The 20,036-nt window shown below is 61.4% G+C and carries 19 protein-coding genes; 16 read left to right on the top strand and 3 right to left on the bottom strand.

Annotated elements, in window-relative coordinates; translation table 11 throughout:
• Window positions 1-20 precede the first annotated feature (20 nt).
• The 3 genes from aliB to QLQ16_RS05390 are packed head-to-tail and all read left to right on the top strand — an operon-like array spanning window position 21 to window position 3,696.
• Window positions 21-1,178: a cyclohexanecarboxyl-CoA dehydrogenase gene (gene aliB / locus QLQ16_RS05400; protein ID WP_283223670.1), complete on the top strand. Its 1,158-nt coding sequence runs from the start codon at window positions 21-23 to the stop codon at window positions 1,176-1,178.
• A gap of 45 nt (window positions 1,179-1,223) precedes the next feature.
• A complete protein-coding gene (gene aliA, locus QLQ16_RS05395; RefSeq protein WP_283223669.1) occupies window positions 1,224-2,879 on the top strand; it encodes a cyclohexanecarboxylate-CoA ligase in 1,656 nt (551 codons plus the stop codon).
• A 19-nt stretch (window positions 2,880-2,898) separates the two neighbouring features.
• Window positions 2,899-3,696: an enoyl-CoA hydratase gene (locus tag QLQ16_RS05390; RefSeq protein ID WP_431310381.1), complete on the top strand. Its 798-nt coding sequence runs from the start codon at window positions 2,899-2,901 to the stop codon at window positions 3,694-3,696.
• A 180-nt stretch (window positions 3,697-3,876) separates the two neighbouring features.
• On the opposite strand, the gene QLQ16_RS05385 is transcribed toward QLQ16_RS05390, so the two are convergent.
• Window positions 3,877-4,803, bottom strand: coding sequence for a helix-turn-helix domain-containing protein (locus QLQ16_RS05385; RefSeq protein WP_283223668.1), 927 nt, complete (start codon window positions 4,801-4,803; stop codon window positions 3,877-3,879).
• Between the two features lie 111 nt (window positions 4,804-4,914).
• On the opposite strand from QLQ16_RS05385, the gene QLQ16_RS05380 reads away from it, so the two are divergent.
• The 12 genes from QLQ16_RS05380 (at window position 4,915) to QLQ16_RS05325 (ending at window position 15,735) form a co-directional block, all read left to right on the top strand.
• Window positions 4,915-5,727: an SDR family NAD(P)-dependent oxidoreductase gene (locus tag QLQ16_RS05380; RefSeq protein ID WP_283223667.1), complete on the top strand. Its 813-nt coding sequence runs from the start codon at window positions 4,915-4,917 to the stop codon at window positions 5,725-5,727.
• A 10-nt stretch (window positions 5,728-5,737) separates the two neighbouring features.
• Window positions 5,738-7,438, top strand: coding sequence for an FAD-dependent oxidoreductase (locus QLQ16_RS05375; RefSeq protein ID WP_283223666.1), 1,701 nt, complete (start codon window positions 5,738-5,740; stop codon window positions 7,436-7,438).
• Between the two features lies 1 nt (window position 7,439).
• Window positions 7,440-7,778: an NIPSNAP family protein gene (locus QLQ16_RS05370; RefSeq protein ID WP_283223665.1), complete on the top strand. Its 339-nt coding sequence runs from the start codon at window positions 7,440-7,442 to the stop codon at window positions 7,776-7,778.
• Window positions 7,775-8,575 (top strand): SDR family NAD(P)-dependent oxidoreductase, encoded by an 801-nt coding sequence (locus QLQ16_RS05365; RefSeq protein WP_283223664.1) that lies wholly within the window; start codon window positions 7,775-7,777, stop codon window positions 8,573-8,575. Before QLQ16_RS05370 ends, QLQ16_RS05365 begins: the two co-directional genes overlap by 4 nt.
• 15 nt (window positions 8,576-8,590) lie before the next feature.
• A complete protein-coding gene (locus tag QLQ16_RS05360; protein WP_283223663.1) occupies window positions 8,591-9,442 on the top strand; it encodes a branched-chain amino acid ABC transporter permease in 852 nt (283 codons plus the stop codon).
• Between the two features lie 19 nt (window positions 9,443-9,461).
• Entirely contained in the window at window positions 9,462-10,433 is a 972-nt protein-coding gene (locus QLQ16_RS05355; RefSeq protein ID WP_283223662.1) for a branched-chain amino acid ABC transporter permease, read from the top strand.
• 13 nt (window positions 10,434-10,446) lie between these two features.
• Window positions 10,447-11,166, top strand: a complete 720-nt coding sequence (locus tag QLQ16_RS05350) for an ABC transporter ATP-binding protein (protein ID WP_283223661.1) — start codon at window positions 10,447-10,449, stop codon at window positions 11,164-11,166.
• Window positions 11,163-11,867, top strand: coding sequence for an ABC transporter ATP-binding protein (locus QLQ16_RS05345; protein ID WP_283223660.1), 705 nt, complete (start codon window positions 11,163-11,165; stop codon window positions 11,865-11,867). Before QLQ16_RS05350 ends, QLQ16_RS05345 begins: the two co-directional genes overlap by 4 nt.
• A gap of 61 nt (window positions 11,868-11,928) precedes the next feature.
• Window positions 11,929-13,119, top strand: a complete 1,191-nt coding sequence (locus QLQ16_RS05340; RefSeq protein ID WP_283223659.1) for an ABC transporter substrate-binding protein — start codon at window positions 11,929-11,931, stop codon at window positions 13,117-13,119.
• A 70-nt stretch (window positions 13,120-13,189) separates the two neighbouring features.
• The gene (locus QLQ16_RS05335) at window positions 13,190-13,981 is read left to right on the top strand and encodes an SDR family NAD(P)-dependent oxidoreductase (protein ID WP_283223658.1); all 792 of its coding nucleotides are present in this window, start codon (window positions 13,190-13,192) and stop codon (window positions 13,979-13,981) included.
• Window position 13,982: 1 nt separating this feature from the next.
• Window positions 13,983-14,762 (top strand): SDR family NAD(P)-dependent oxidoreductase, encoded by a 780-nt coding sequence (locus QLQ16_RS05330; RefSeq protein ID WP_283223657.1) that lies wholly within the window; start codon window positions 13,983-13,985, stop codon window positions 14,760-14,762.
• A 91-nt stretch (window positions 14,763-14,853) separates the two neighbouring features.
• Entirely contained in the window at window positions 14,854-15,735 is an 882-nt protein-coding gene (locus tag QLQ16_RS05325; RefSeq protein ID WP_283223656.1) for an NAD(P)-dependent oxidoreductase, read from the top strand.
• 26 nt (window positions 15,736-15,761) lie between these two features.
• On the opposite strand, the gene aroE is transcribed toward QLQ16_RS05325, so the two are convergent.
• Window positions 15,762-16,595 (bottom strand): shikimate dehydrogenase, encoded by an 834-nt coding sequence (aroE, locus tag QLQ16_RS05320; RefSeq protein WP_283223655.1) that lies wholly within the window; start codon window positions 16,593-16,595, stop codon window positions 15,762-15,764.
• A 160-nt stretch (window positions 16,596-16,755) separates the two neighbouring features.
• On the opposite strand from aroE, the gene QLQ16_RS05315 reads away from it, so the two are divergent.
• A complete protein-coding gene (locus tag QLQ16_RS05315; RefSeq protein WP_283223654.1) occupies window positions 16,756-17,820 on the top strand; it encodes an alpha/beta fold hydrolase in 1,065 nt (354 codons plus the stop codon).
• A gap of 36 nt (window positions 17,821-17,856) precedes the next feature.
• Here the strand turns inward: QLQ16_RS05315 and uvrB are convergent, their stop codons facing one another.
• The gene (gene uvrB, locus QLQ16_RS05310; RefSeq protein WP_283223653.1) at window positions 17,857-19,959 is read right to left on the bottom strand and encodes an excinuclease ABC subunit UvrB; all 2,103 of its coding nucleotides are present in this window, start codon (window positions 19,957-19,959) and stop codon (window positions 17,857-17,859) included.
• Window positions 19,960-20,036: the final 77 nt, after the last annotated feature.

The following is a 20,036-nucleotide window of genomic DNA, read 5'->3' as shown; positions in this document are numbered from 1 at the left end:
GCACAAACCGAGGACGTCCGATGAACCCGAACCCCTACATCAACGAAGACCTGCAGGCGCTGGCCGAAACCGTGCGCCGCTTTGCCGATGAAAAAATCAAACCCGGCTTTCTGGAGCGCGACAAGACCCGCGAGTTTGACCGCGCCTTGCTGCGCGAGATGGGCGAGTTGGGTTTCATCTGTCCCGAAGTGCCCGAAGCTTTCGGCGGTTTGGGCATGGGCTGTGTGGCCGCAGGTGTGATCCACGAGGAAATCGCCCGCGCCGACCTGAGCTTCTCGTACCTGAACCTGCTGGCCTCGCTCAACAGCCAGATCCTCTACAAGTACGGCCATCCCGAAGTGGTGCGCCCTTGGCTCGACAAGATCCGCGAAGGCCGTGCCATTTGCGCGATTGCGCTGACCGAGCCGCGAGGCGGCTCCGATGCGGCCAACCTGCGACTGAGGGTAGAGCGTGATGGTGATTTTTATGTCATCAACGGCGAAAAAACCTCGATCTCGGCAGCCGACCAGGCCGACATCACCGTGGTCTTTGGCCGCACTGGCACACCCGAGTCGGGCGCGCACGGCGTGACCGCCTTGCTGGTGCCCATGGACACGCCCGGTTTGACCACCAGCCGCTTTGACTGCCATGGCCAGCGCTCGATCGGCCGCGGCTCCATCTTTTTTGAAAACGTGCGCGTGCCCGCGAGCCACCGCCTGGGCGATGAGAACAAAGGCTTTGTCCAGGTCATGCACGGCTTTGACTACTCGCGATCACTGATCGGCTTGCAATGCCTGGCCGTGGCCCGAGCCGCGCTGGACGAAGCCTGGGAATACATCACCCAGCGCCAGGCCTTTGGCCAACCGCTGTCGGCTTTCCAGGGCGTGACGCACCCCTTGGCTCAGTACGACACCGAAGTCGAAGGCGCCCGACTGGTTTGCCTTCAAGGCTTATGGCTCAAGGACCAGGGCCTGCCCCACTCCGCCGAGGCCGGCATGGCCAAGTGGTGGGGCCCCAAGCTGGCCTATGACGTGATCCACCAGTGCCTGCTGTGCTTTGGCCATGGGGGTTACGACCGCGGCCTGATGGAGCAGCGCCTGCGCGATGTGCTGGGTTTCCAGATCGGAGACGGCACAGCGCAGATCATGAAAACCATCATTGCGCGCACCCGTGCAGGCCGCAAAAACGTGCCCGCCTGAGCCCCCCAACAACTAAAAAATTTCATCCACCCCAAGGAGACCCACATGGAATTCGATGCCGTTTTATTGCCCGCCCGACGCGCCACCATGATCGCGCAAGGCTTGTGGCATGACCGCACCATCAACCAGGACCTGGACGCCTGCCTGGCGGCCTGCCCTGACAAGCTGGCTTTGACCGCTTACCGCGTGGATGCGGGCGATGTGCGCCGCTTCACCTATCGCGAACTGGCGCAAATGGCCGACCGCGTGGCCGTGGGCCTGAGCCGCTTGGGCGTGCAAAAGAACGATGTGGTGGCCTGCCAACTGCCCAACTGGTGGCAATTCACCGTGACCTACCTGGCCTGCTCGCGCATCGGTGCGGTGATCAACCCGCTGATGCACATCTTCCGCGAGCGCGAGCTGAACTTCATGCTCCAACATGGCGAAGCCAAGGTCATCATTGCACCCAAAACCTTCCGAGGATTTGACTTCGAACAAATGATCACGGCCATTCAGCCAGGCTTGCCCGATCTGAAGCACATCGTGGCCGTGGACGGGCAAGGCGCCAACAGCTTCGAAGCCCTGCTCAGCGGCCCCGCCTGGGAAAACGAGCCCGATGCCGCCAGCATCTTGAGCGCACACCGCCCCGGCCCCGACGACATCACCCAACTGATCTACACCTCGGGCACCACCGGTGAGCCCAAGGGCGTGATGCACTCGGCCAACACCGTGATGGCCAACATCATCCCCTACGCACAGCGCTTGCAACTCGATGCCGAAGACGTGGTGCTGATGGCCTCGCCCATGGCGCACCAGACCGGCTTCATGTACGGCCTGATGATGCCCATCATGCTCAAAGCCAGCGCCGTGCTGCAAGACATCTGGGAGCCCAAGAAAGCGGTCGAAGTCATCAACACCGAAAAGGCCAGCTTCACCATGGCCTCCACGCCCTTCCTGACCGACTTGACCCGCGCGGTTGCCGAAGGCAAGACCCCTGTGCCCACGCTCAAAACCTTCCTGTGCGCCGGTGCACCGATTCCCGGCCCGCTGGTGGAGCAGGCCCGTGCTGCCCTGGGCACCAAGATCGTGTCCGCCTGGGGCATGAGCGAGAACGGTGCCGTCACGCTGATCGAACTGAACGACCCGGACGAACGCGCTTTCACCACCGATGGTCTGCCCTTGCCCGGTGTAGAACTCAAAGTGGTGGAGATCGATGCCTCTGGCCCCGCCCTGCCGGCCGGTCACGCAGGCAAGTTGTACCTGCGCTCTTGCTCCAACTTTGGCGGATACCTCAAGCGACAGCACCTCAATGGCACCAACGCCGAAGGCTGGTTCGACACGGGCGATCTGGCCCGCATCGACGCGCAAGGCTATGTCCGCATCACCGGCCGCAGCAAGGACGTGATCATCCGTGGCGGTGAAAACATCCCCGTGGTCGAGATCGAGTCGCTGCTCTACAAGCACCCAGCTGTGGCCATGGCCGCCATCGTGGCCTACCCCGACGAGCGCCTGGGCGAACGCGCCTGCGCCGTGGTGGTGACCAAGCCCGGCCAAAGCTTTGACATGCCCACCATGGTCGATTACCTCAAAGCGCAAAAGGTCGCGACGCAGTACATCCCTGAGCGCCTGGATCTGGTGGATGCCATGCCCGCCACCCCCTCGGGGAAGATCCAAAAATTCAAGTTGCGTGAACAACTCAAAGCGATGCTGAGCCCACGCTAAAGCGAAGAAAAAACGCACCATGTCCGAAGCAACTGCCAACCTGGCCCGCGCCACCATCCTGACCGAAATCCATGGCCGGGTGGGCATGATCCGACTGAATCGACCGGCGCAACTGAACGCGCTCAACGATGAATTGATGGACGCCCTGGGCACTGCGCTGCTGGACTTTGACGCCAACACCGAGATCGGTGCCATCCTCATCACCGGCAGCGACAAAGCCTTTGCCGCTGGAGCGGACATTGCCGTGATGGCCAACTGGTCCTACATGGATGTTTACCAGAGGGGCTTCATCACCCGCAACTGGGAAACCATTCGCCAAGTGCGCAAGCCCGTCATTGCGGCGGTGGCCGGTTACGCCATGGGCGGCGGCTGCGAGTTGGCCCTAGCCTGCGACATCATCATCGCGGCCGAATCGGCCCAGTTTGCGCTGCCCGAAATCAAACTGGCCATGCTGCCTGGCGCAGGCGGTACGCAGCGCCTGCCACGCGCCATTGGAAAGGCCAAGGCCATGGACATGTGCCTGTCGGCCCGCATGCTGTCGGCGCAAGAGGCGGACCGTTATGGCCTGGTCTCGCGTGTGGTGCCAGATGCTGAACTGCCAGCGGCCGCGCTGAAGGTCGCGACGCAAATTGCAGGCTACTCACTGCCTGCGCTGATGGCGATCAAGGAAGCGGTCAACCGCGCGCACGAAAGCAGTTTGAGCGAGGGCATTTTGTTTGAACGCCGTGAGCTGCACGCCCGGTTTGCCAGCGAAGACGCCCACGAAGGCATGCATGCCTTTTTGGACAAGCGCAAACCTGTTTTCCAGCACCGTTGATCCAATGTCCGACAAAGCCACTTTTGCTTGGGCTGATTCTTTGAACCTCGACGTTCAACGGGCCCAGAACAAGCGCCAAGTGCATCGCGCCAGCCCAGACCTGCACTGGGGCCAGACCGGACCATCCGTACACCGCATGTACTGCGACCTCAAACTCAAGGCCCACATGGGAAAAGGTGCTCAGAAATGGGTCTGAGCATCGCCGCCCATTTGCGCCAAAGACCTCGCTCGGTAGGCCTTGGGGGTGATGCCGATGTGTTTGCGAAAGAAGCGGCTGAAGTAGGCATCGTCCTCAAAACCGAGTTCAGAAGCCAATTGCTTGATGGGCAATGCGGTGTAAACCAGTTCGCGTTGGGCTTCCTGGATCAAGCGGTCATTGATGACCTGCAGGCTCGATTTGCCCAAGACCTCCCGACACAGGCGCGAGAGTTGCCCCACCGTCACGCCGACTTGGTTGGCGTAGCTTTGCAAGGAGTGCTCGGTGCGGAAATTCTTGTCGATCAGGCTGCGGAACTTTTCGATCTGACGGGCCTTGCGCGAGATGCTGTAGTGGGTGTGGGCGTCCGTCAGCTCGGACAATTTGCAAATGCGGTGGACTTGCACCATCAGGGCCAACAACAAAGACGTGCCTGCAGCCACCTGGCCTTCCGCAGGTGTGTGCGACTCCTGCTCCAGCGCCATGAACAAAGGCATGAGCTGGTCGATGTAGCGCATCTCCGACTGCAAAGAGAGCAAACGCGGCGTGCGTATGGTCTCCAGCAAGGGCGGCATCATCAAAGCCGCTGCCGACTCGAGCGCCTTTTGCATGGCCGTGACCACCGGGCCGTTGGTGTCTTGAGAAAACCTGAACCCGTGCACATGCCCCGCCGGGATCAGCATCACGCAGGGCGCGTGCAATGTTTGTTGCACATGCTCAATTTGCACATCCACATGCCCTTGCGTGAGGTACAGCACCTGGATGAAGGAGTCGTGGCGGTGGGGATGGATGAGCCAGTTGTACAAGGTCGAGCGCTGCGGAATCCATTCGAAATTGAATGCCGCCGATTCTTCATGGCTGCTCGAATCGCCATACAAATCGTAATTCGGGATTACCCTAGAAACCGCCATTTTCACACTCCAGTCCGCACGAATTGTCCTGTTCTTCGTTCGATTCGTCAAAAAATAATTCGCCCCCCATTCCAACAATCTCCAACAGAGATCAGGAACAAGGACAAGAACATGACTGGAGACAAGAGCTGGCTTGAACTGCAAGACCGCGTGTGTGTGGTCACGGGTGCAGCCAGCGGCATCGGGGCCTCGGTGGCCGAGCGCTTGACACAGGTCGGCGCACGCGTGGCGATGCTTGACCGCGACGCACAAGGGCTGCACAAGGTGCAAGTCAAGCTGCAAGACCAGGGCGCTCAGGTCATGGCCCTGAGCTGTGACATCAGCGATGCCCAAGGCGTGCAGGCCGCCGCAGAAAAAGTCCAGGCCACATGGGGTGCCCCCTATGCGCTGATCAACAACGCCGGCCTCTTGCGCTCGGGCGGGTTGGCCGATGTCAGTCTGGATGACTGGAACGCCGTGTTGGCTGTCAACCTGACCGGTTACCTGCTGTGTGCCCGCGCATTTGGCGCGGCCATGCGCGATGCGGGTGAAGGCTGCATCGTCAACATCGCCTCCATCTCAGGCCTGTTCCCACAAAGCCACAGCGGTGCGTACAGCGCCAGCAAAGCTGGGGTGCTGCAGATGTCGCGGCAACTGGCGGTCGAATGGGGTCCACAGGGCGTGCGCAGCAACGCCATTTGCCCCGGCATGATCCGCACCGCTTTGTCGGCCAAGTTTTACGAAGAGCCTGGCTTTGAAGCCAAACGCTCCGCCGTCACGGCCAGTCGCCGCATCGGCGAGCCACACGACATCGCCGATGTGGCGATTTTTTTAGCCAGTCCACGCTCGGGCTACGTCAACGGCGCCGAGTTGGTGGTCGATGGCGGCATGTCCTGCATGTTGATGGACATGGTGCCGCGCCCTGGCTACAACCAAACCGCTTGAGGAAACCAAGATGACAAACCCGATGGCATGTGACCTGTTGGTGGTGGGCTCTGGTGCTGCAGGATTGACCTGCGCCATCACCGCCAAAAAGCGGGGACTGAATGTGGTGGTGATCGAGAAAGAACCCGTGTTTGGCGGCACCACGGCGCTTTCGGGCGGCGTGCTGTGGGTGCCCCTGAACACCCATGGCCGCCAACAAAACCCCCAAGACACGCTGGACGCGGTGCGCACCTACATGATGCAAGAGACCGGCGCGTATTACGACGAAGCGGCGGTGGCGACCTTCTTGGATCAAGGCCCCAAGATGGTCGACTTCCTCGAGCGTGAGACCGCGATGCAGTTCATCCCCACGCTCTACCCGGACTACCACCCCGATGTGCCTGGCGGCGCTGCCATTGGCCGCTCCATCCTGGCCAAGCCTTATGACATCCGGGGTCTGGGCAAAGACATGCCGCGCCTGAAGCCGCCGCTCAAGACCATCACCTTCATCGGCATGATGTTCAACTCGTCCAATGCGGACCTCAAGCATTTTTTCCAGTTCACCCAATCACTGACTTCCTTTGTGTACGTGGCCAAACGGTTGGTCAACCACATCAAGGAACTGGTCCTGTACCAACGCGCCATCAACGTGACCAGCGGCAATGCGCTGGCCGCGCGTCTGGCCCAATCGGCGCTGGACCTGGGCATTCCGATCCTGACCTCGACGCCGGCCAAGCGGGTGTTGACCGAGAACGGCCAGGTGGTCGGCATGCAAGTGGGCGGCGAAGGCGGTGACCGCGACATCCGCGCAAGCCGCGGCGTGGTGCTCGCATGTGGCGGCTTTCCGCAAGACGTGCAGCGCATCGCCAAGGCTTATCCGCACCTGCAAAGTGGCGGGGAACACCTCTCCCCCACCCCCGAAACCAACACGGGTGATGGCGTGCGCATGGCCGAGACCGCCGGTGCCGATGTGGACTTGCGTTTCAAAGACGCCGCCGCGTGGATGCCCGTGTCCAAAGTGCCCTTTGGCAACGGCGAGTTTGGGGTCTTCCCTCACTTGTTGGACCGCTACAAGCCCGGCGTGATCGGCGTGCTGCGCAACGGCAAGCGCTTCACCAACGAATCGAACTCGTACCACGATGTGGGCGTGGCGATGATCGAGGCCTGCAAGGGTCAAAAGGAAACCGTGATGTGGTTGATCTGTGACAAGACCACCCTGGGCAAATACGGGCTGGGCTTTGTCAAACCCGCGCCCATGCCCATTGGCAAATACATCCGCAACGGTTACCTCTTTGAGGGCAAGACCTTGGCCGACCTGGCCCAAGTTACCGGCATCGATGCGGCGGGTCTAGAAGCGACCGTGCGCGAATACAACACGGGTGCCGTCAAAGGTGTGGACGAACAACATGCCCGAGGCACCACCGCCTTCAACCGCTACCTGGCCGACCCCAACCACCAGCCCAACCCCTGCGTGGCACCGGTCGAAAAAGGTCCGTTCTATGCGGTCAAACTGTTGATGGGTGACCTCGGCAGCTTCGATGGCATCCAGACCTCGGTGGTCGGCGAGGTCAAGAAAAACGATGGCTCCGTCATCCCAGGTCTTTACGCCGTGGGCAATGACCGCGCCAGCATCATGGGCGGCAACTACCCGGCTGCGGGCATCACGCATGGACCCAATATGGTGTTTGCCTATGTGACGGCCAACCACATCGCCGACAAGGTGGGCGCCTGACATGAGCACGATCATCAAGCCCTTGGTGGACCACCGCATCTACACGATTGCGCTGCGCAAGATGCCGGAGTTTCTGGACGTCTTCAACCGCTTGGCCATGCCCGTTTTGTTGGAAACCCTGGGCCACCCCATGGGTTTTTACACCAGCCTGGTGGGGCCACAAAACCAGTTTGTGCACCTGTGGGGCTACGACGATTTGACGGACTATGAACGCCGTGGCCGTGCACGTGACACCCATCCCGACTTCCCTGCGTATTTGCAAGCATCGGCGCACCTGATCACGGCGCAAGAGACCCGCCTGATCCGTTCAGCCCCCATGCCCTGCTGGAGCACTGCATGAGCAGCAGCCCATTGGCCATCGTGACCGGCGCTGCCGAGGGCATTGGCTGGGCCACGGCCCAGCAGCTGGCCCAGGCGGGGTGGACGGTGGCCTTGTTCGACATGAACGGCCCACGGGTGGCCGAGCGGGCACGCGCCTTGGGCGCCCAGCACTCGGGCTGGGCCTGCGATGTGACCAACGCGGACGAGGTGAAAGCACGTGTGAGCGATGTGGTGGCCCAGCATGGCCGCATCGATGGACTGGTCAACAACGCCGGGATCGCTGACCAAACCGCGCCGACATTGCAGCAAGACATCCAAGCCTTTGACCAAGTGTTGGCGGTGCATTTGCGAGGGGCCTTTTTGATGTCTCAGCAAGTGATCGCGCAGATGGTCCAGCAGCCGCGTGATGCACACGGCAACCGTGGGGCCCTTGTGAACATCGGCTCTATCGCCAGCTTTGGCGGTATCCCAGGGCGCAATGCCTATTGCGCAGCCAAAGCCGGTGTGCTTGGCATGACCCGGGCACTGGCCAGCGAGTGGGCGCGCCAGGGCATCCGCGTGAATGCCGTGGCCCCTGGTTACGTGAAGACCGCCTTGGTGGCCAGCTTGGTCGATCGCGGCGCGATCGACGCACAGGCCATTGCCCGCCGAACGCCCATGGGTCGCATGGCCGCCCCCAAAGAAATTGCTCAGGTGATCGCCTTTTTGGCATCCCCCATGGCCAGCTACATCACCGGTGCGGTGTTGCCGGTGGACGGTGGCTGGACCGCCTTGGGTGCGCCAGAGGCGGCTCTGGGCCCCCTTGAAGAAAATTAAAAGGAGACAACACAGATGTTGACGATCAACTTGTTCAACGGCCTGGTCTACGGTGCTTTGCTCATCGTGATGTGCTCGGGACTGGCCCTGATTTATGGCTTGCGGCGGGTGGTGAACTTTGCCCATGGCTCGCTTTACATGCTGGGCGCTTACTTGGGTTATTCCATTTCCCTGCACAGCAACTTCTGGGTGGCTTTGGTGGCGGCACCCGCCATCATGGCTTTGTTCGGTGTGCTGCTGGACCGCTATGGCTTTCGCCTGCTGCAAGACCGCGATCCGCTGACGGTGGTGCTGGTCACTTTTGGCCTGCTGCTGGTGATTGAAGACCTGGTGCAAACCACCTGGGGCAAAAGCAATCTGTCGGTGCCCGTGCCCGAGGCGCTGGCCTTCAGTGTGGACTTGTTCGGCACCCCCGTTCCGGCCTACCGCTTGTCGGTGATCGTGATCGGCTTGATGGTGGCGCTGGGCTTGAGCCTGTGGTTGCGCTTTTCCAAAGTGGGTTTGTTCGTGCGGGCGGCCAGCACCGACCCGGTGACCACCTCCATGCAAGGCGTGAACACCGACTTTCTGAGCGCCGGCGTGGTGGGCTTGGGCACTGCGCTAGCGGGCCTGGCCGGTGTGGTGGCAGCGCCCTTCCTGTCCTTGTCACCGGCCATGAGTTCTGACGTGATCATCGACTCGTTTGTGGTGGTCGTGATCGGTGGCTTGGGCTCTTTGGCAGGCGCTTTCATCGCGGCCTTGGTGTTGGGCATGGTGCAGGCCATCGGTGCGGTGTACCTGCCCGATGCCGCCGTCTTGCTGCCCTTTGTTTTCATGATCGGCATCCTGATCTGGAAGCCCTCCGGCTTTGCCGGCAGCCGCACTTGAGTGTCGGGAGTAGATGCTGATGAACTTGAAATTTTCTTCTCTGGGCGCCGTACTGGCCCTGATCTTGGGCGCGGCAGTTGCCTTTGGCGTGAGCTCGAGCACCCTGTTGTCGCTGCTCACGCAATCCATCATCTATGCGGTGTTTGCCCTGGGTGTGGGCGTGCTGCTCAAGCAAAACGGCATGGTCAGCTTTGGGCATGCCCTGTTCTTTGGGGGTGCCAGTTACTTGGTGGGCATCTTGCTGCAGTTGCAGATCGTGTCGGCAGAGTTGGCCATTTTGGTGGCCTTGCTGGGCGTCACGGTGGCGGCCTTTCTGATCGGACTGGTCATCGTGCGCGTGCCTGGCGTGGCTTTTGGCATGTTGACCTTGGCCATTGGCCAAATGTTTTTTCTCACGGCCTCACGCGCCAGGGGTTTGACGGGCGGGGCCGACGGCATGAACATCGATTGGCCTTCGCGTCTGTTCGGCTTCCCGATGTCGCAGATGCTCAAACCGGCCACCATGTTCTTGATTTGCTGGACCACTTTGGTGGTGGTGATGTTCCTGTTGGCTTGGCTGATGCGCACACGTTTTGGCGCCATCACCGAGGCGGTTCGCGACAACGAGGAACGGGCCCGTTTCATCGGCATCACCACATTGCTACCACGCGCTGCGGTGTACGCCCTGTCGGCCCTGGTGACTTCGGTGGCAGGCGTTTTGTCTGCGCTGAACACCGGATTCGTCTCCCCTGAAAGCCTGCACTGGAGCTTGTCGGGCGTGGCTTTGATGATGGTCGTCGTCGGGGGCTTCAAAGCACTGTGGGGGCCTGCCGTGGGTGCGGTGGTGTATTTCATGTTCAAAGACATCTTGGGTGAGCACGCCACGCACTGGATGACGATCTTTGGCATGGCGCTGATCACGGTCATCGTCTTCTCCCCCACCGGGGTGGCTGGGCTGTTTGACCGTTGGGTCTTGGGCAAAAAGCCCTCGGTCAAGGTCGGTGGCCACTGAGCGGGAGAACAAGATGACACATTACGTATTGCAAGCAGAAGACGTGGCCATCCACTACGGCGGGGTCAAAGCCGTGGACGGCGTGGCCCTGACTTTGGAAAAAGGACAAATCCGCGGACTGATCGGCCCGAACGGGGCGGGCAAGTCCACGGTGATCGACGCTATCACCGGACGGCGCAGGCTCACGCGCGGCAAAGTCCAGTTGCTCGGCGAAGACGTTTCGGCCCTGGGTGTGGTCGAGCGGCGCATGCGGGGCTTGTCCCGCAGCTTTCAACGCACCAGCATCTTCGGCCAGATGACCGTGTACCGACAGATCGAACTGGCGTCCCACAAGATGGGCGTGAAGGACTCTGCCGCCGATGCGGAAGCGGTGCTCAAAGAGCTGGACCTGTGGCCCATGCGTGACACCGCCGCCGATGACCTGGGCTATGGCGAGCAACGCCGTCTGGATCTGGGACTGGCTTTGGTGGGGCGCCCCACGGTGCTGCTGTTGGACGAACCCATGGCGGGCTTGTCGGTCAAGGAATCGCTGGACCTGGCGCAGCACTTGAAAAAACTCACCTCCAGCTGGGATGTTTCGGTGTTGCTGGTGGAGCACGACATGGACGTGGTGTTTGGCATCTCCGATGTGGTGACCGTGTTCGAGTTAGGGCGCGTCATTGCCAGCGGGTCGCCGGCCGAGGTGCGCGCCAATCCACGCGTGCGTGAAGCTTATTTGGGGAGCGCAGCATGAGCGCCTTGTTGAATCTGAAAAACGTCCACGCCTACTACGGTGCGGCGCACATCCTGCACGGTCTTGACCTGCATGTGAACCCTGGCGAGCGCGTGGCGCTCATCGGGCGCAACGGGGTGGGCAAGACCACGGTGGTCAACACCATCTTGGGCCTGGCCAGTCTGCAAGATGGGCATGTGGCTTTTGGTGGCAAAGCACACACCAAGCTGCGCGCCTACATGGCCGCCCAGCATGGCATTGCCGTGATTCCCCAAGGCCGGCGGATTGTGGCCAACCTGAGCGTCGAAGAAAACCTGATCCTGGGCGCTGCCGTGGGGCGCAAAGGCCCGTGGACGGTGGCCGAAATTTACAAGCTCTTTCCCATCCTGCAAGAGCGTGCCCACACACCGGGCACAGCCCTGTCGGGGGGGCAGCAGCAAATGCTGGCTGTGGGCCGGGCCTTGATGGCCAACCCCGAGCTGATCTTGCTGGACGAGCCCACAGAGGGTTTGGCGCCGGTCATCGTGGACCAACTGGCCGTCATCTTCAACCAGGTCGCTGAGCAGGGCACCGCGCTTTTGCTGATCGAACAGAACATGAGTCTGGTCGTGCGTGTGGCCAAGCGTTACATGGCCATGGCCAAAGGCGCCATCGTGGCGCAAGGCGAGGTGGTCAATTCACGCGATGGTTTGCACGACCTTGAGCGCCACGTCATGGTCTGAATTTTTTCTCAAACCGATGTCCGGACGGTTTCCGGCAACTTTCCAACAAAAGGAGACAAGCATGTTCAAACTCAAAACCATCCAGCGTTCCCTCGCCGCTGCGGCGCTGATGGCTGCACTGCCCATGGCAGCTGTGGCCCAAGGCAAAGAGCCGGTCAAGGTCGGCTTGGTGTCGTCCAAGTCGGGCGTTTTTGCGCAGCAAGGCGAAGAGGTCATGCGCGCCATCAAGTTCGCCATCGATGAAGCCAACGCCAAAGGTGGCGTGGACGGTCGCAAGATCGAAGTAAAGGAAGCCGACGACGAAGGCACACCGGATGCCGGTCGCCGCGAGGCTGAAAAACTCGCCCGCGAAGGCTACAACCTCTTGATCGGTGCGATCCCCTCGTCCATTTCCCTGGCCATTGCACAGAACCTGGACCGTTGGGACGCGGCTTACTTTGTGGTCGCCAGCAAGTCTGACAAGTTGACCGGCGACACCTGCAAGCCACGGAGCTTCCGCACCAACCACTCGGATGCGATGGACATCGCGATGATCAACGCTTGGGCCAAGAACATCAAAGGCAACAAATTTGCCGTGATCGCCGCCGACTATGTGTGGGGCCGCGACTCTGGCGAGTCCTTCAAAAAAGCCGCTGAAGCTTCTGGCAAAACCGTTCCGCTGAGCCTGTACGTGCCCATGGGCACCAAGGACTTCTCGCCTTACATTGCCCAGCTCAAGGCCGCCAACGTGGATGGCATTTGGGTGGCCGAGGTCGGTCGTGACGCCATCGCCTTCGTCAAGCAAGCCGAAGAATTTGGCCTGATCCCCAAAACGCCGCTGATTGGCCACTCGCTGATCTTGAACTTCATGATCAATGCCACCGGCAAGGCCCTGGAAGGCACGCCCGGCACCACCGGCTACACGCCCGACATCGACACGCCCAAGAGCAAGGCCTTTGTGGCCGCCTGGAAAGCCAAGTTCAACCGTCTGCCCACCGACAACGAAGGTCAGGCCTACAACGGTGCGCAGGTCATGCTGGAAGGCGTCAAGCTGTCCAAGAGCAACAAACCTGAAGAGGTCAGCAAGGCCCTGCGTGGCGCTCAGCTCGACACCATTTATGGCAACGTGACCATGCGTGCCGCCGACAACCAATTGGTCTTGCCCAACTACGTGGGCCGCGCCAAGATGGCCGATGGTGTGTTGCGCCCCGTGGTGGAGCAAACCTTCCCAGCGTCCATCGTTCCCGCACCTTCGCCACTGTGCAAGATGTGAAGCGCTGAAGATGTGAAGACCAAGCCGCCTGCGCTTCATGCCCAGGCGGCTTTTTTACGGGAGATCCGTCATGCATATTTTGGTGACCGGCGCGACCGGGGGCATTGGCCGAGGCATCTGCGAGGTGCTGGCATTGCAAGCAATGCCCGAACTGCAGCTGACCGTGGCCAGCACTCAAAACGGCGAACGCCTGGAAGCCTTGCTTCAGGCCCTGCGTGACCTGGGCGTTCAGGCCCATGGCGTGGTGGGTGATGTGACCCGCCCCGAAGATGCGCAAGGCCTGGTGCACGAAGCGCTGGACCGGGGCGGCGACTTGGACGCCCTGGTCTGCGTGGCTGGTGCATCAGGGCCCGGCAAGCTGGCCGATTTATCGGTGGCGCAGTGGGATCAGACCTTCAACCTCAACACCCGCTCGGTGTTCCTGATGGCACAAGCGGCTTACCCTTCGCTCAAGCGCACAAGCGGCAGCATCACGGCCATCGCGTCCATGTCGGGTTTGCATCCGCATCCGGGCTACGGCGCTTACTCACCGGCCAAAGCCGCCCTCATCATGCTGTGCCGTCAACTGGCCCAAGAGTGGGGTCCCGAAGGCATTCGAACCAACACGGTGTGCCCCGGCATGGTCCGAACCCCACTCACCGAATCGGTCTACCAGGACGTTGACACCAAGGCGCGGCGTGAAGCGCTGGTGCCCATGGGGCGCATTGGCCGACCCGATGACATCGGGCACGCCGTGCATTACTTGATCAGCGCCCATGCAAGCTACGTCAACGGTCAAAACCTCGTGGTCGATGGCGGCGTCGCCGACCACATGCTGAGCATGATCCCGGGCCGCCCCGGAAAAGCACCCTTGAAAGCCTGACATGAATCCCCAATACCTCACCCAATCATTTGGCCTGCAAAGCCGCACCGCCTTGGTCACCGGCTCGGCCAGTGGCATTGGCTTGGCGATTGCCACCGCCTTGGGTCACGCCGGTGCGCGTGTGCTGATCAATGACCTTCGCACGCAAGCCGCAGACGAAGCCGTGCAATCACTCCGCGCCCAAGGCATCCAGGCGCGAGCCGTGTGTTTTGATGTCGCCGATATGGCGGCGGTTCAGGCTGCGGCACACCGCCTGGAACAGGACGCTTGGTCGGTCGACATCTTGGTGAGCAATGCCGGCAACCAAAACCGCAAAGCGCTGGTAGAGATGAGCCGGGAAGAATGGCAACAGATCCAGGATGTGCATGTGGGCGGTGCGTTCAACTGCTCAAGGGTGTTTTTGCCCGGCATGTGCGCGCGCGGTTTTGGCCGGGTCGTCATGACGTCCTCGGTCTCAGGTCAGTCGACCATGCCGCTCATTGGTGCGTACTCCACAGCCAAAGCGGCCTTGGGCGCCATGGCCCGCGCGATCGCGGTGGAATACGGCGCCCGCGGCATCACGGCCAATGCGATTGCTCCTGGCTTTGTCCGCACCGAATTCACAGCCGGTCTGCAACAACGCGAAGGTTTCGAGGATTTCTTGCGCCAAGAAGTGCCCCAAGCGCGTTGGGCCACACCCGAAGACATTGCCCCTGTGGTCTTGTTTCTGGTGTCTCCAGCCGCCTCGTATGTGAATGGTCAGACGCTGGCGATCGATGGCGGCTTGCTCGCCCAGATGTGAGCCCCACCCCAATTCGACCCTCCCTGCGTCAGAGGTGACAGGGCTTGCCCTCGGTATATTCGACACTCGAAGACTATCCCTTGGAGCAAGCATGAAAACAATCGGCATGATCGGCATCGGCATGATGGGCCACGGCATCGCGAGCAATTTGCTCAAGCACGGGCAAAGCCTGTCGGTGCTGGAGCACCCCGGCAACCAGCCTCTGGATGCGCTGTTGGCGGCGGGTGCTCGCACCTGCGCCACACCCCAGGCCCTGGCTGCGCAGTCGGATGTGGTCATTTTGTGCGTGACCGGCACGCCCCAGGTCGAAGCGGTTTTGCTGGGCGATGAAGGTGTTTTAAAGGGCATGCGCCCGGGCACCATCGTCATCGACTGCTCCACGGCCGTGCCCGCCTCGACCGAAAAAGTCGCGGCCCTGGTGATCGCCCAAGGCGGACAGTTTTTGGATTCGCCCATGACGCGCACCCCCAAAGAGGCCGCCGAAGGCCGATTGAACTTGCTGGTGGGTGGCGATGCGGCTTTGTTTGAAACCTGCAAACCCATTTTGGCCTGCTTTGCAGAGAACATCGTGCACACCGGCCCGATTGGTTCGGGCCACCGCATGAAGCTCTTGCACAACTACGTGTCGCTGGGCACCGTGACCTTGTTGGCCGAAGCGGCCGCCTGCGCCCAACTCGCGGGCGTGGATGCGGGCACCTTTGTGGAAGTCTTGTCCAAAGGCGGCGGCTGGGGCGCAGCGCTCGACCGCATCAAGCCCACGTTGGCCACGGGCGACACCTCGGGCCTGCGCTTTTCAATGAGCAATGCGCTCAAAGACCTGAGCTACTACAACCAAATGGCCCGTGACACCCAGGCCGACCACACCGTGGCGCAAGCGGTCAAAAGCACGCTGGAAGCCGCCTGCCAAGCGGGCGATCCGAACGCGCTGGTGCCCGAGTTGATTGGGCTGCTGGTCAAGCGCCAGGCCCACTGAAAAAAACCCCTCTCGAGGGGCTGGCGTCAGACCAATGGCACGGTGAGTTTGTCGATCACCGCTGCGGTGTCCGGGCGCACGCCACGCCACCATTCAAAAGCCTCGGCCGCTTGCTCGGCCAACATGCCCACACCGTCGGCCAAACGCGTCACGCCCGCTTGCTGCGCCAGCTTGAGGAATGGCGTCAAACCCTTGCCATAGGCCAACTCATAAGCCAGGCAGCCCGGCGCAAAAGCCGATGCGCTCAAGGGAGGCAACTCGGCCGAGAGGCTGGCCGATGTGGCGTTGAACACCACATCAAAGGACTGCGCACCCAGATCGGCATAGCCCACACCGCGCACCGGCACGCTGGCGCTTTGGTGCTTTCGGGCCAAAGCCGCCAGTTCTTGGGCCTTGGCCACCGTGCGGTTGACAATCACCACCTCGGCAGGGCCCTGCGCCAACATGGGCAACAAGGCACCGCGCGTGGCACCGCCTGCACCCAAAATCAAAACCCTGCGGCCTTGCAGCGGGCAGCCCAGGTTGTGCACCACATCGCGCACCAGGCCCACGCCGTCAAAGTTCTCGGCATAGACCTTGCCCCCCTCAAACTTCATGGCGTTGACGGCACCGGCCATCTGCGCGCTGGGCGCCAAGTCGGTCGCATAGGCAAACGCATCCAGCTTGAACGGCGCCGTCACATTCATGCCCCGGCCACCGGCCGCACGGAAAGCGTCCACCGTCTGGGCGAACGCACCCAAAGGGCTGAGCACCTTGGTGTATTCAATGTCCTGCCCGGTCACCTGGGCAAAAGCGGTGTGGATGAGCGGCGATTTGCTCTGCTCGATGGGGTTGCCGATCACGGCGTAGCGGTCTGTCATGGCATCGGTCCGAAAAACACTTGCGTCAAGGCCTGAATCTTAGCCGCCCGGGAATTCGCGCTTGTGCCCCACCCTGTGGCGGTCGATGCGCTGACACCCCCGCGTCAGCCCCAAGCGGCCAGACGCCGTAGATTGTCTCCTTCCCCTTTGGAGACAAACCATGACCATTGCCCAATCCCTTCGCCGCAGCCTGTGGGCGGTGACCTTGTGCACCGGCCTGAACGCCACGGCCCAAGAAACCCCGCAAAGCGGCAGCTGGGTCGTCAAAGACTTCAAGTTCCACACCGGCGAGGTGCTGCCCGAGCTGCGGCTGAACTACACCACCTTGGGCGATCCCAAAAACGAAGCGGTGCTGATCCTGCACGGCACCACCGGCTCGGGCGCGGGCATGCTGGGCGCCAATTTTGGTGGCGAGTTGTTTGGGCCCGGTCAAATCCTGGACGCCAAGCGCTACTTTGTGATCCTGCCGGATGCGATTGGCACCGGCAAATCCAGCAAGCCTTCGGACGGCTTGCGCGCCAAGTTCCCGGCCTACAACTACACTGACATGGTCTCGGCCCAACACCGCTTGGTGACCGAACACTTGGGCATTCGCCATTTGCGCCTCGTCTTGGGCAACTCCATGGGCGGCATGCAGACGTGGATGTGGGCCATGAACTACCCCGACATGATGGACATTGCGGTGCCCATGGCCTCCCTGCCCTCGGCCATGTCGGGCCGCAACTGGATGTTGCGCCGCATGCTGACCGAGTCGATCCGCAAAGACCCGCTGTGGATGGGTGGCAACTACAAAGAGCAGCCGCCCAGCTGGCAGTTCGCTTCGGTGTTTTATTCCACGGCCACCAGTGGCGGCAACCAGGGCCTGCAAAAAGTCGCGCCCAGCAGCGACAAGGGCGACGCCTTGCTCAAGCAACGCCTGACACCGCCCCTGGCCGGCGATGCCAATGACCACCTCTTCCAGTGGGAATCGTCCAAAGACTACGACCCTTCTGCAGGCCTTGAAAAAATCAAGGCCACGGTGCTGGTGATCAACTCGGCCGACGACGAGCGCAACCCGCCTGAGCTGGGTATTCTCGAAAAAGCTTTGCCCCGCATCGCCAAGGCCAAGGCGCTGATCATCCCCGGCAGCCCCGACACCTTCGGTCACGGCACCACCGGCAATGCCCGTTTCTGGAAAAAAGAAGTGGGCGAGCTGTTGCTATCCGCCCCCAAACTGGCCCGTTGAAAGGCCTCACCCGTTCGGAGCCCAGGCTCCGAACGGTCAAGCCCTGATCAGGGGCACGATGTTGTCGCCGCCTGTGGCACCGAAAGCCTGCTCCTTGAGAACGGTCAGCTGATCGCGCACCTGGGCGGCTTTTTCGAACTCCAGATTGCGGGCGTGTTCCATCATTTGCTTTTCCAGCTGTTTGATGGCCTTGGCGATGTCTTTTTCGCTCATGTCCTCGACCTTGGCCTTTTGCAGCGCCGCTTGCTCCAAGCGCTCGGCCTCTTTGCCTGACTTTTCGCTGTACACGCCGTCGATCAGATCGCGCACTTTCTTGACGATGCTCTTGGGCGTGATGCCGTTTTCTTCGTTGAACGCGATCTGCTTGGCGCGGCGGCGCTCGGTCTCGCCCATGGCTTTTTTCATGGACTCGGTGATGCGGTCGGCATACAAGATGGCCTTGCCGTTCAGGTTACGCGCGGCGCGGCCAATGGTCTGGATCAAGCTGCGCTCGGCCCGCAAGAAGCCTTCTTTGTCAGCGTCCAAAATCGCCACCAACGACACCTCGGGGATGTCGATGCCTTCGCGCAGCAGGTTGATGCCCACCAGCACATCGAAAACGCCCAAGCGCAAATCGCGCAAGATTTCCACCCGCTCCACCGTGTCCACATCGCTGTGCAGGTAGCGCACTTTGACGCCGTTGTCTGACAAGTAGTCGGTCAGCTGCTCGGCCATGCGTTTGGTGAGCGTCGTGATCAACACGCGTTCACTCTTGTCCACCCGGATGCGGATCTCTTGCAGCACATCGTCCACCTGGTGCGTGGCGGGGCGCACTTCCACCAGCGGGTCCACCAAGCCCGTGGGCCTCACCACCTGCTCGACCACCTGACCGGCGTGGGTCTTTTCGTAGTCAGCCGGCGTGGCCGACACGAAGATGCATTGGCGCATGCGCTTTTCAAACTCTTCGAACTTGAGCGGGCGGTTGTCCAGCGCGCTGGGCAAGCGAAAACCATACTCCACCAAGGTGGTCTTGCGCGCCTTGTCGCCGTTGTACATGGCGTTGAGCTGGCCGATCATCTGGTGGCTTTCGTCCAGAAACATGATGGCGTCGGGCGGCATGTAGTCGGTGAGCGTGCTGGGCGGATCGCCGGGCGCTGCGCCCGACAGATGCCGGGTGTAGTTTTCAATGCCCTTGCAGTGGCCCACTTCGGACAGCATTTCCAAATCAAACCGGGTGCGCTGCTCCAGGCGCTGGGCTTCCACCAGCTTGCCCATGCCCACCAGCTCTTTGAGGCGCTGGTCCAACTCGATCTTGATGGTCTCGACCGCGGCCAAAACCTTGTCTCGGGGCGTCACATAGTGGCTCGAAGGGTAGACCGTGAAACGGGGGATCTTCTGGCGAATGCGGCCGGTGAGCGGGTCGAACAATTGCAGGCTTTCGATCTCGTCGTCGAACAACTCGATGCGGATGGCCAATTCAGAATGTTCTGCTGGAAAAACGTCGATGGTGTCGCCGCGCACCCGAAACTTGCCGCGCGAGAACTCCATGTCGTTGCGCTGGTACTGCATGCGGATCAGCTGCGCGATCACATCGCGCTGGCCCAGCTTGTCGCCCGAGCGCAGCGTCATGATCATGCGGTGGTAGCTCTCGGGCTCGCCAATGCCGTAGATGGCCGACACGGTGGCCACGATCACCACATCGCGCCGCTCCATGATGCTTTTGGTGCACGACAGGCGCATTTGCTCGATGTGCTCGTTGATCGCAGAGTCTTTCTCGATGAACAAATCGCGCTGGGGCACGTAGGCCTCGGGCTGGTAGTAGTCGTAGTAGCTGACGAAATACTCGACCGCGTTCTTGGGGAAGAACTCGCGGAACTCGCTGTACAGCTGCGCCGCCAACGTCTTGTTGGGCGCAAACACGATGGCCGGGCGGCCCAGCTGCGCGATCACATTGGCCATGGTGAAGGTCTTGCCCGAGCCGGTCACACCCAACAGGGTCTGGAACACTTCACCGTCGTGCACACCTTCGACCAGCTGGGCAATGGCCGTGGGCTGATCGCCCGCCGGTGGGTAGGGCTGGAACAGCTCGAACGGCGAGTCTGGGTAGTGGACAAACAGGCCGGCGGCGGGTTCGGTGGAAACTTCAGTGAGCTCGGTCATCGGAGGGGCCGTGCAGGCCGTTAAAATCAGGGACAACCCGAAAGCCTAACCGAGGATCGGGATTCCCGCCACCACTG

Origin of the sequence: Limnohabitans lacus (assembly GCF_030053395.1) — a bacterium.
In the GTDB taxonomy this organism is placed as follows: Bacteria; Pseudomonadota; Gammaproteobacteria; order Burkholderiales; family Burkholderiaceae_C; genus Limnohabitans_A; species Limnohabitans_A lacus.
This window is presented reverse-complemented; position numbering and strand designations above follow the sequence as displayed.

What these genes read in the sequence shown, in the direction of transcription:
- uvrB (WP_283223653.1), bottom strand. Translation starts at nt 19,959, where the DNA reads ATGACCGAGCTCACTGAAGTTTCCACCGAACCCGCCGCCGGCCTGTTT.
- aliA (WP_283223669.1), top strand. Translation starts at nt 1,224, where the DNA reads ATGGAATTCGATGCCGTTTTATTGCCCGCCCGACGCGCCACCATGATC.
- QLQ16_RS05350 (WP_283223661.1), top strand. Translation starts at nt 10,447, where the DNA reads ATGACACATTACGTATTGCAAGCAGAAGACGTGGCCATCCACTACGGC.
- QLQ16_RS05375 (WP_283223666.1), top strand. Translation starts at nt 5,738, where the DNA reads ATGACAAACCCGATGGCATGTGACCTGTTGGTGGTGGGCTCTGGTGCT.
- QLQ16_RS05325 (WP_283223656.1), top strand. Translation starts at nt 14,854, where the DNA reads ATGAAAACAATCGGCATGATCGGCATCGGCATGATGGGCCACGGCATC.
- QLQ16_RS05315 (WP_283223654.1), top strand. Translation starts at nt 16,756, where the DNA reads ATGACCATTGCCCAATCCCTTCGCCGCAGCCTGTGGGCGGTGACCTTG.
- QLQ16_RS05335 (WP_283223658.1), top strand. Translation starts at nt 13,190, where the DNA reads ATGCATATTTTGGTGACCGGCGCGACCGGGGGCATTGGCCGAGGCATC.
- aroE (WP_283223655.1), bottom strand. Translation starts at nt 16,595, where the DNA reads ATGACAGACCGCTACGCCGTGATCGGCAACCCCATCGAGCAGAGCAAA.
- QLQ16_RS05355 (WP_283223662.1), top strand. Translation starts at nt 9,462, where the DNA reads ATGAACTTGAAATTTTCTTCTCTGGGCGCCGTACTGGCCCTGATCTTG.
- QLQ16_RS05340 (WP_283223659.1), top strand. Translation starts at nt 11,929, where the DNA reads ATGTTCAAACTCAAAACCATCCAGCGTTCCCTCGCCGCTGCGGCGCTG.
- QLQ16_RS05370 (WP_283223665.1), top strand. Translation starts at nt 7,440, where the DNA reads ATGAGCACGATCATCAAGCCCTTGGTGGACCACCGCATCTACACGATT.
- QLQ16_RS05365 (WP_283223664.1), top strand. Translation starts at nt 7,775, where the DNA reads ATGAGCAGCAGCCCATTGGCCATCGTGACCGGCGCTGCCGAGGGCATT.
- QLQ16_RS05360 (WP_283223663.1), top strand. Translation starts at nt 8,591, where the DNA reads ATGTTGACGATCAACTTGTTCAACGGCCTGGTCTACGGTGCTTTGCTC.
- QLQ16_RS05330 (WP_283223657.1), top strand. Translation starts at nt 13,983, where the DNA reads ATGAATCCCCAATACCTCACCCAATCATTTGGCCTGCAAAGCCGCACC.
- QLQ16_RS05385 (WP_283223668.1), bottom strand. Translation starts at nt 4,803, where the DNA reads ATGGCGGTTTCTAGGGTAATCCCGAATTACGATTTGTATGGCGATTCG.
- QLQ16_RS05345 (WP_283223660.1), top strand. Translation starts at nt 11,163, where the DNA reads ATGAGCGCCTTGTTGAATCTGAAAAACGTCCACGCCTACTACGGTGCG.
- QLQ16_RS05380 (WP_283223667.1), top strand. Translation starts at nt 4,915, where the DNA reads ATGACTGGAGACAAGAGCTGGCTTGAACTGCAAGACCGCGTGTGTGTG.
- QLQ16_RS05390 (WP_431310381.1), top strand. Translation starts at nt 2,899, where the DNA reads ATGTCCGAAGCAACTGCCAACCTGGCCCGCGCCACCATCCTGACCGAA.
- aliB (WP_283223670.1), top strand. Translation starts at nt 21, where the DNA reads ATGAACCCGAACCCCTACATCAACGAAGACCTGCAGGCGCTGGCCGAA.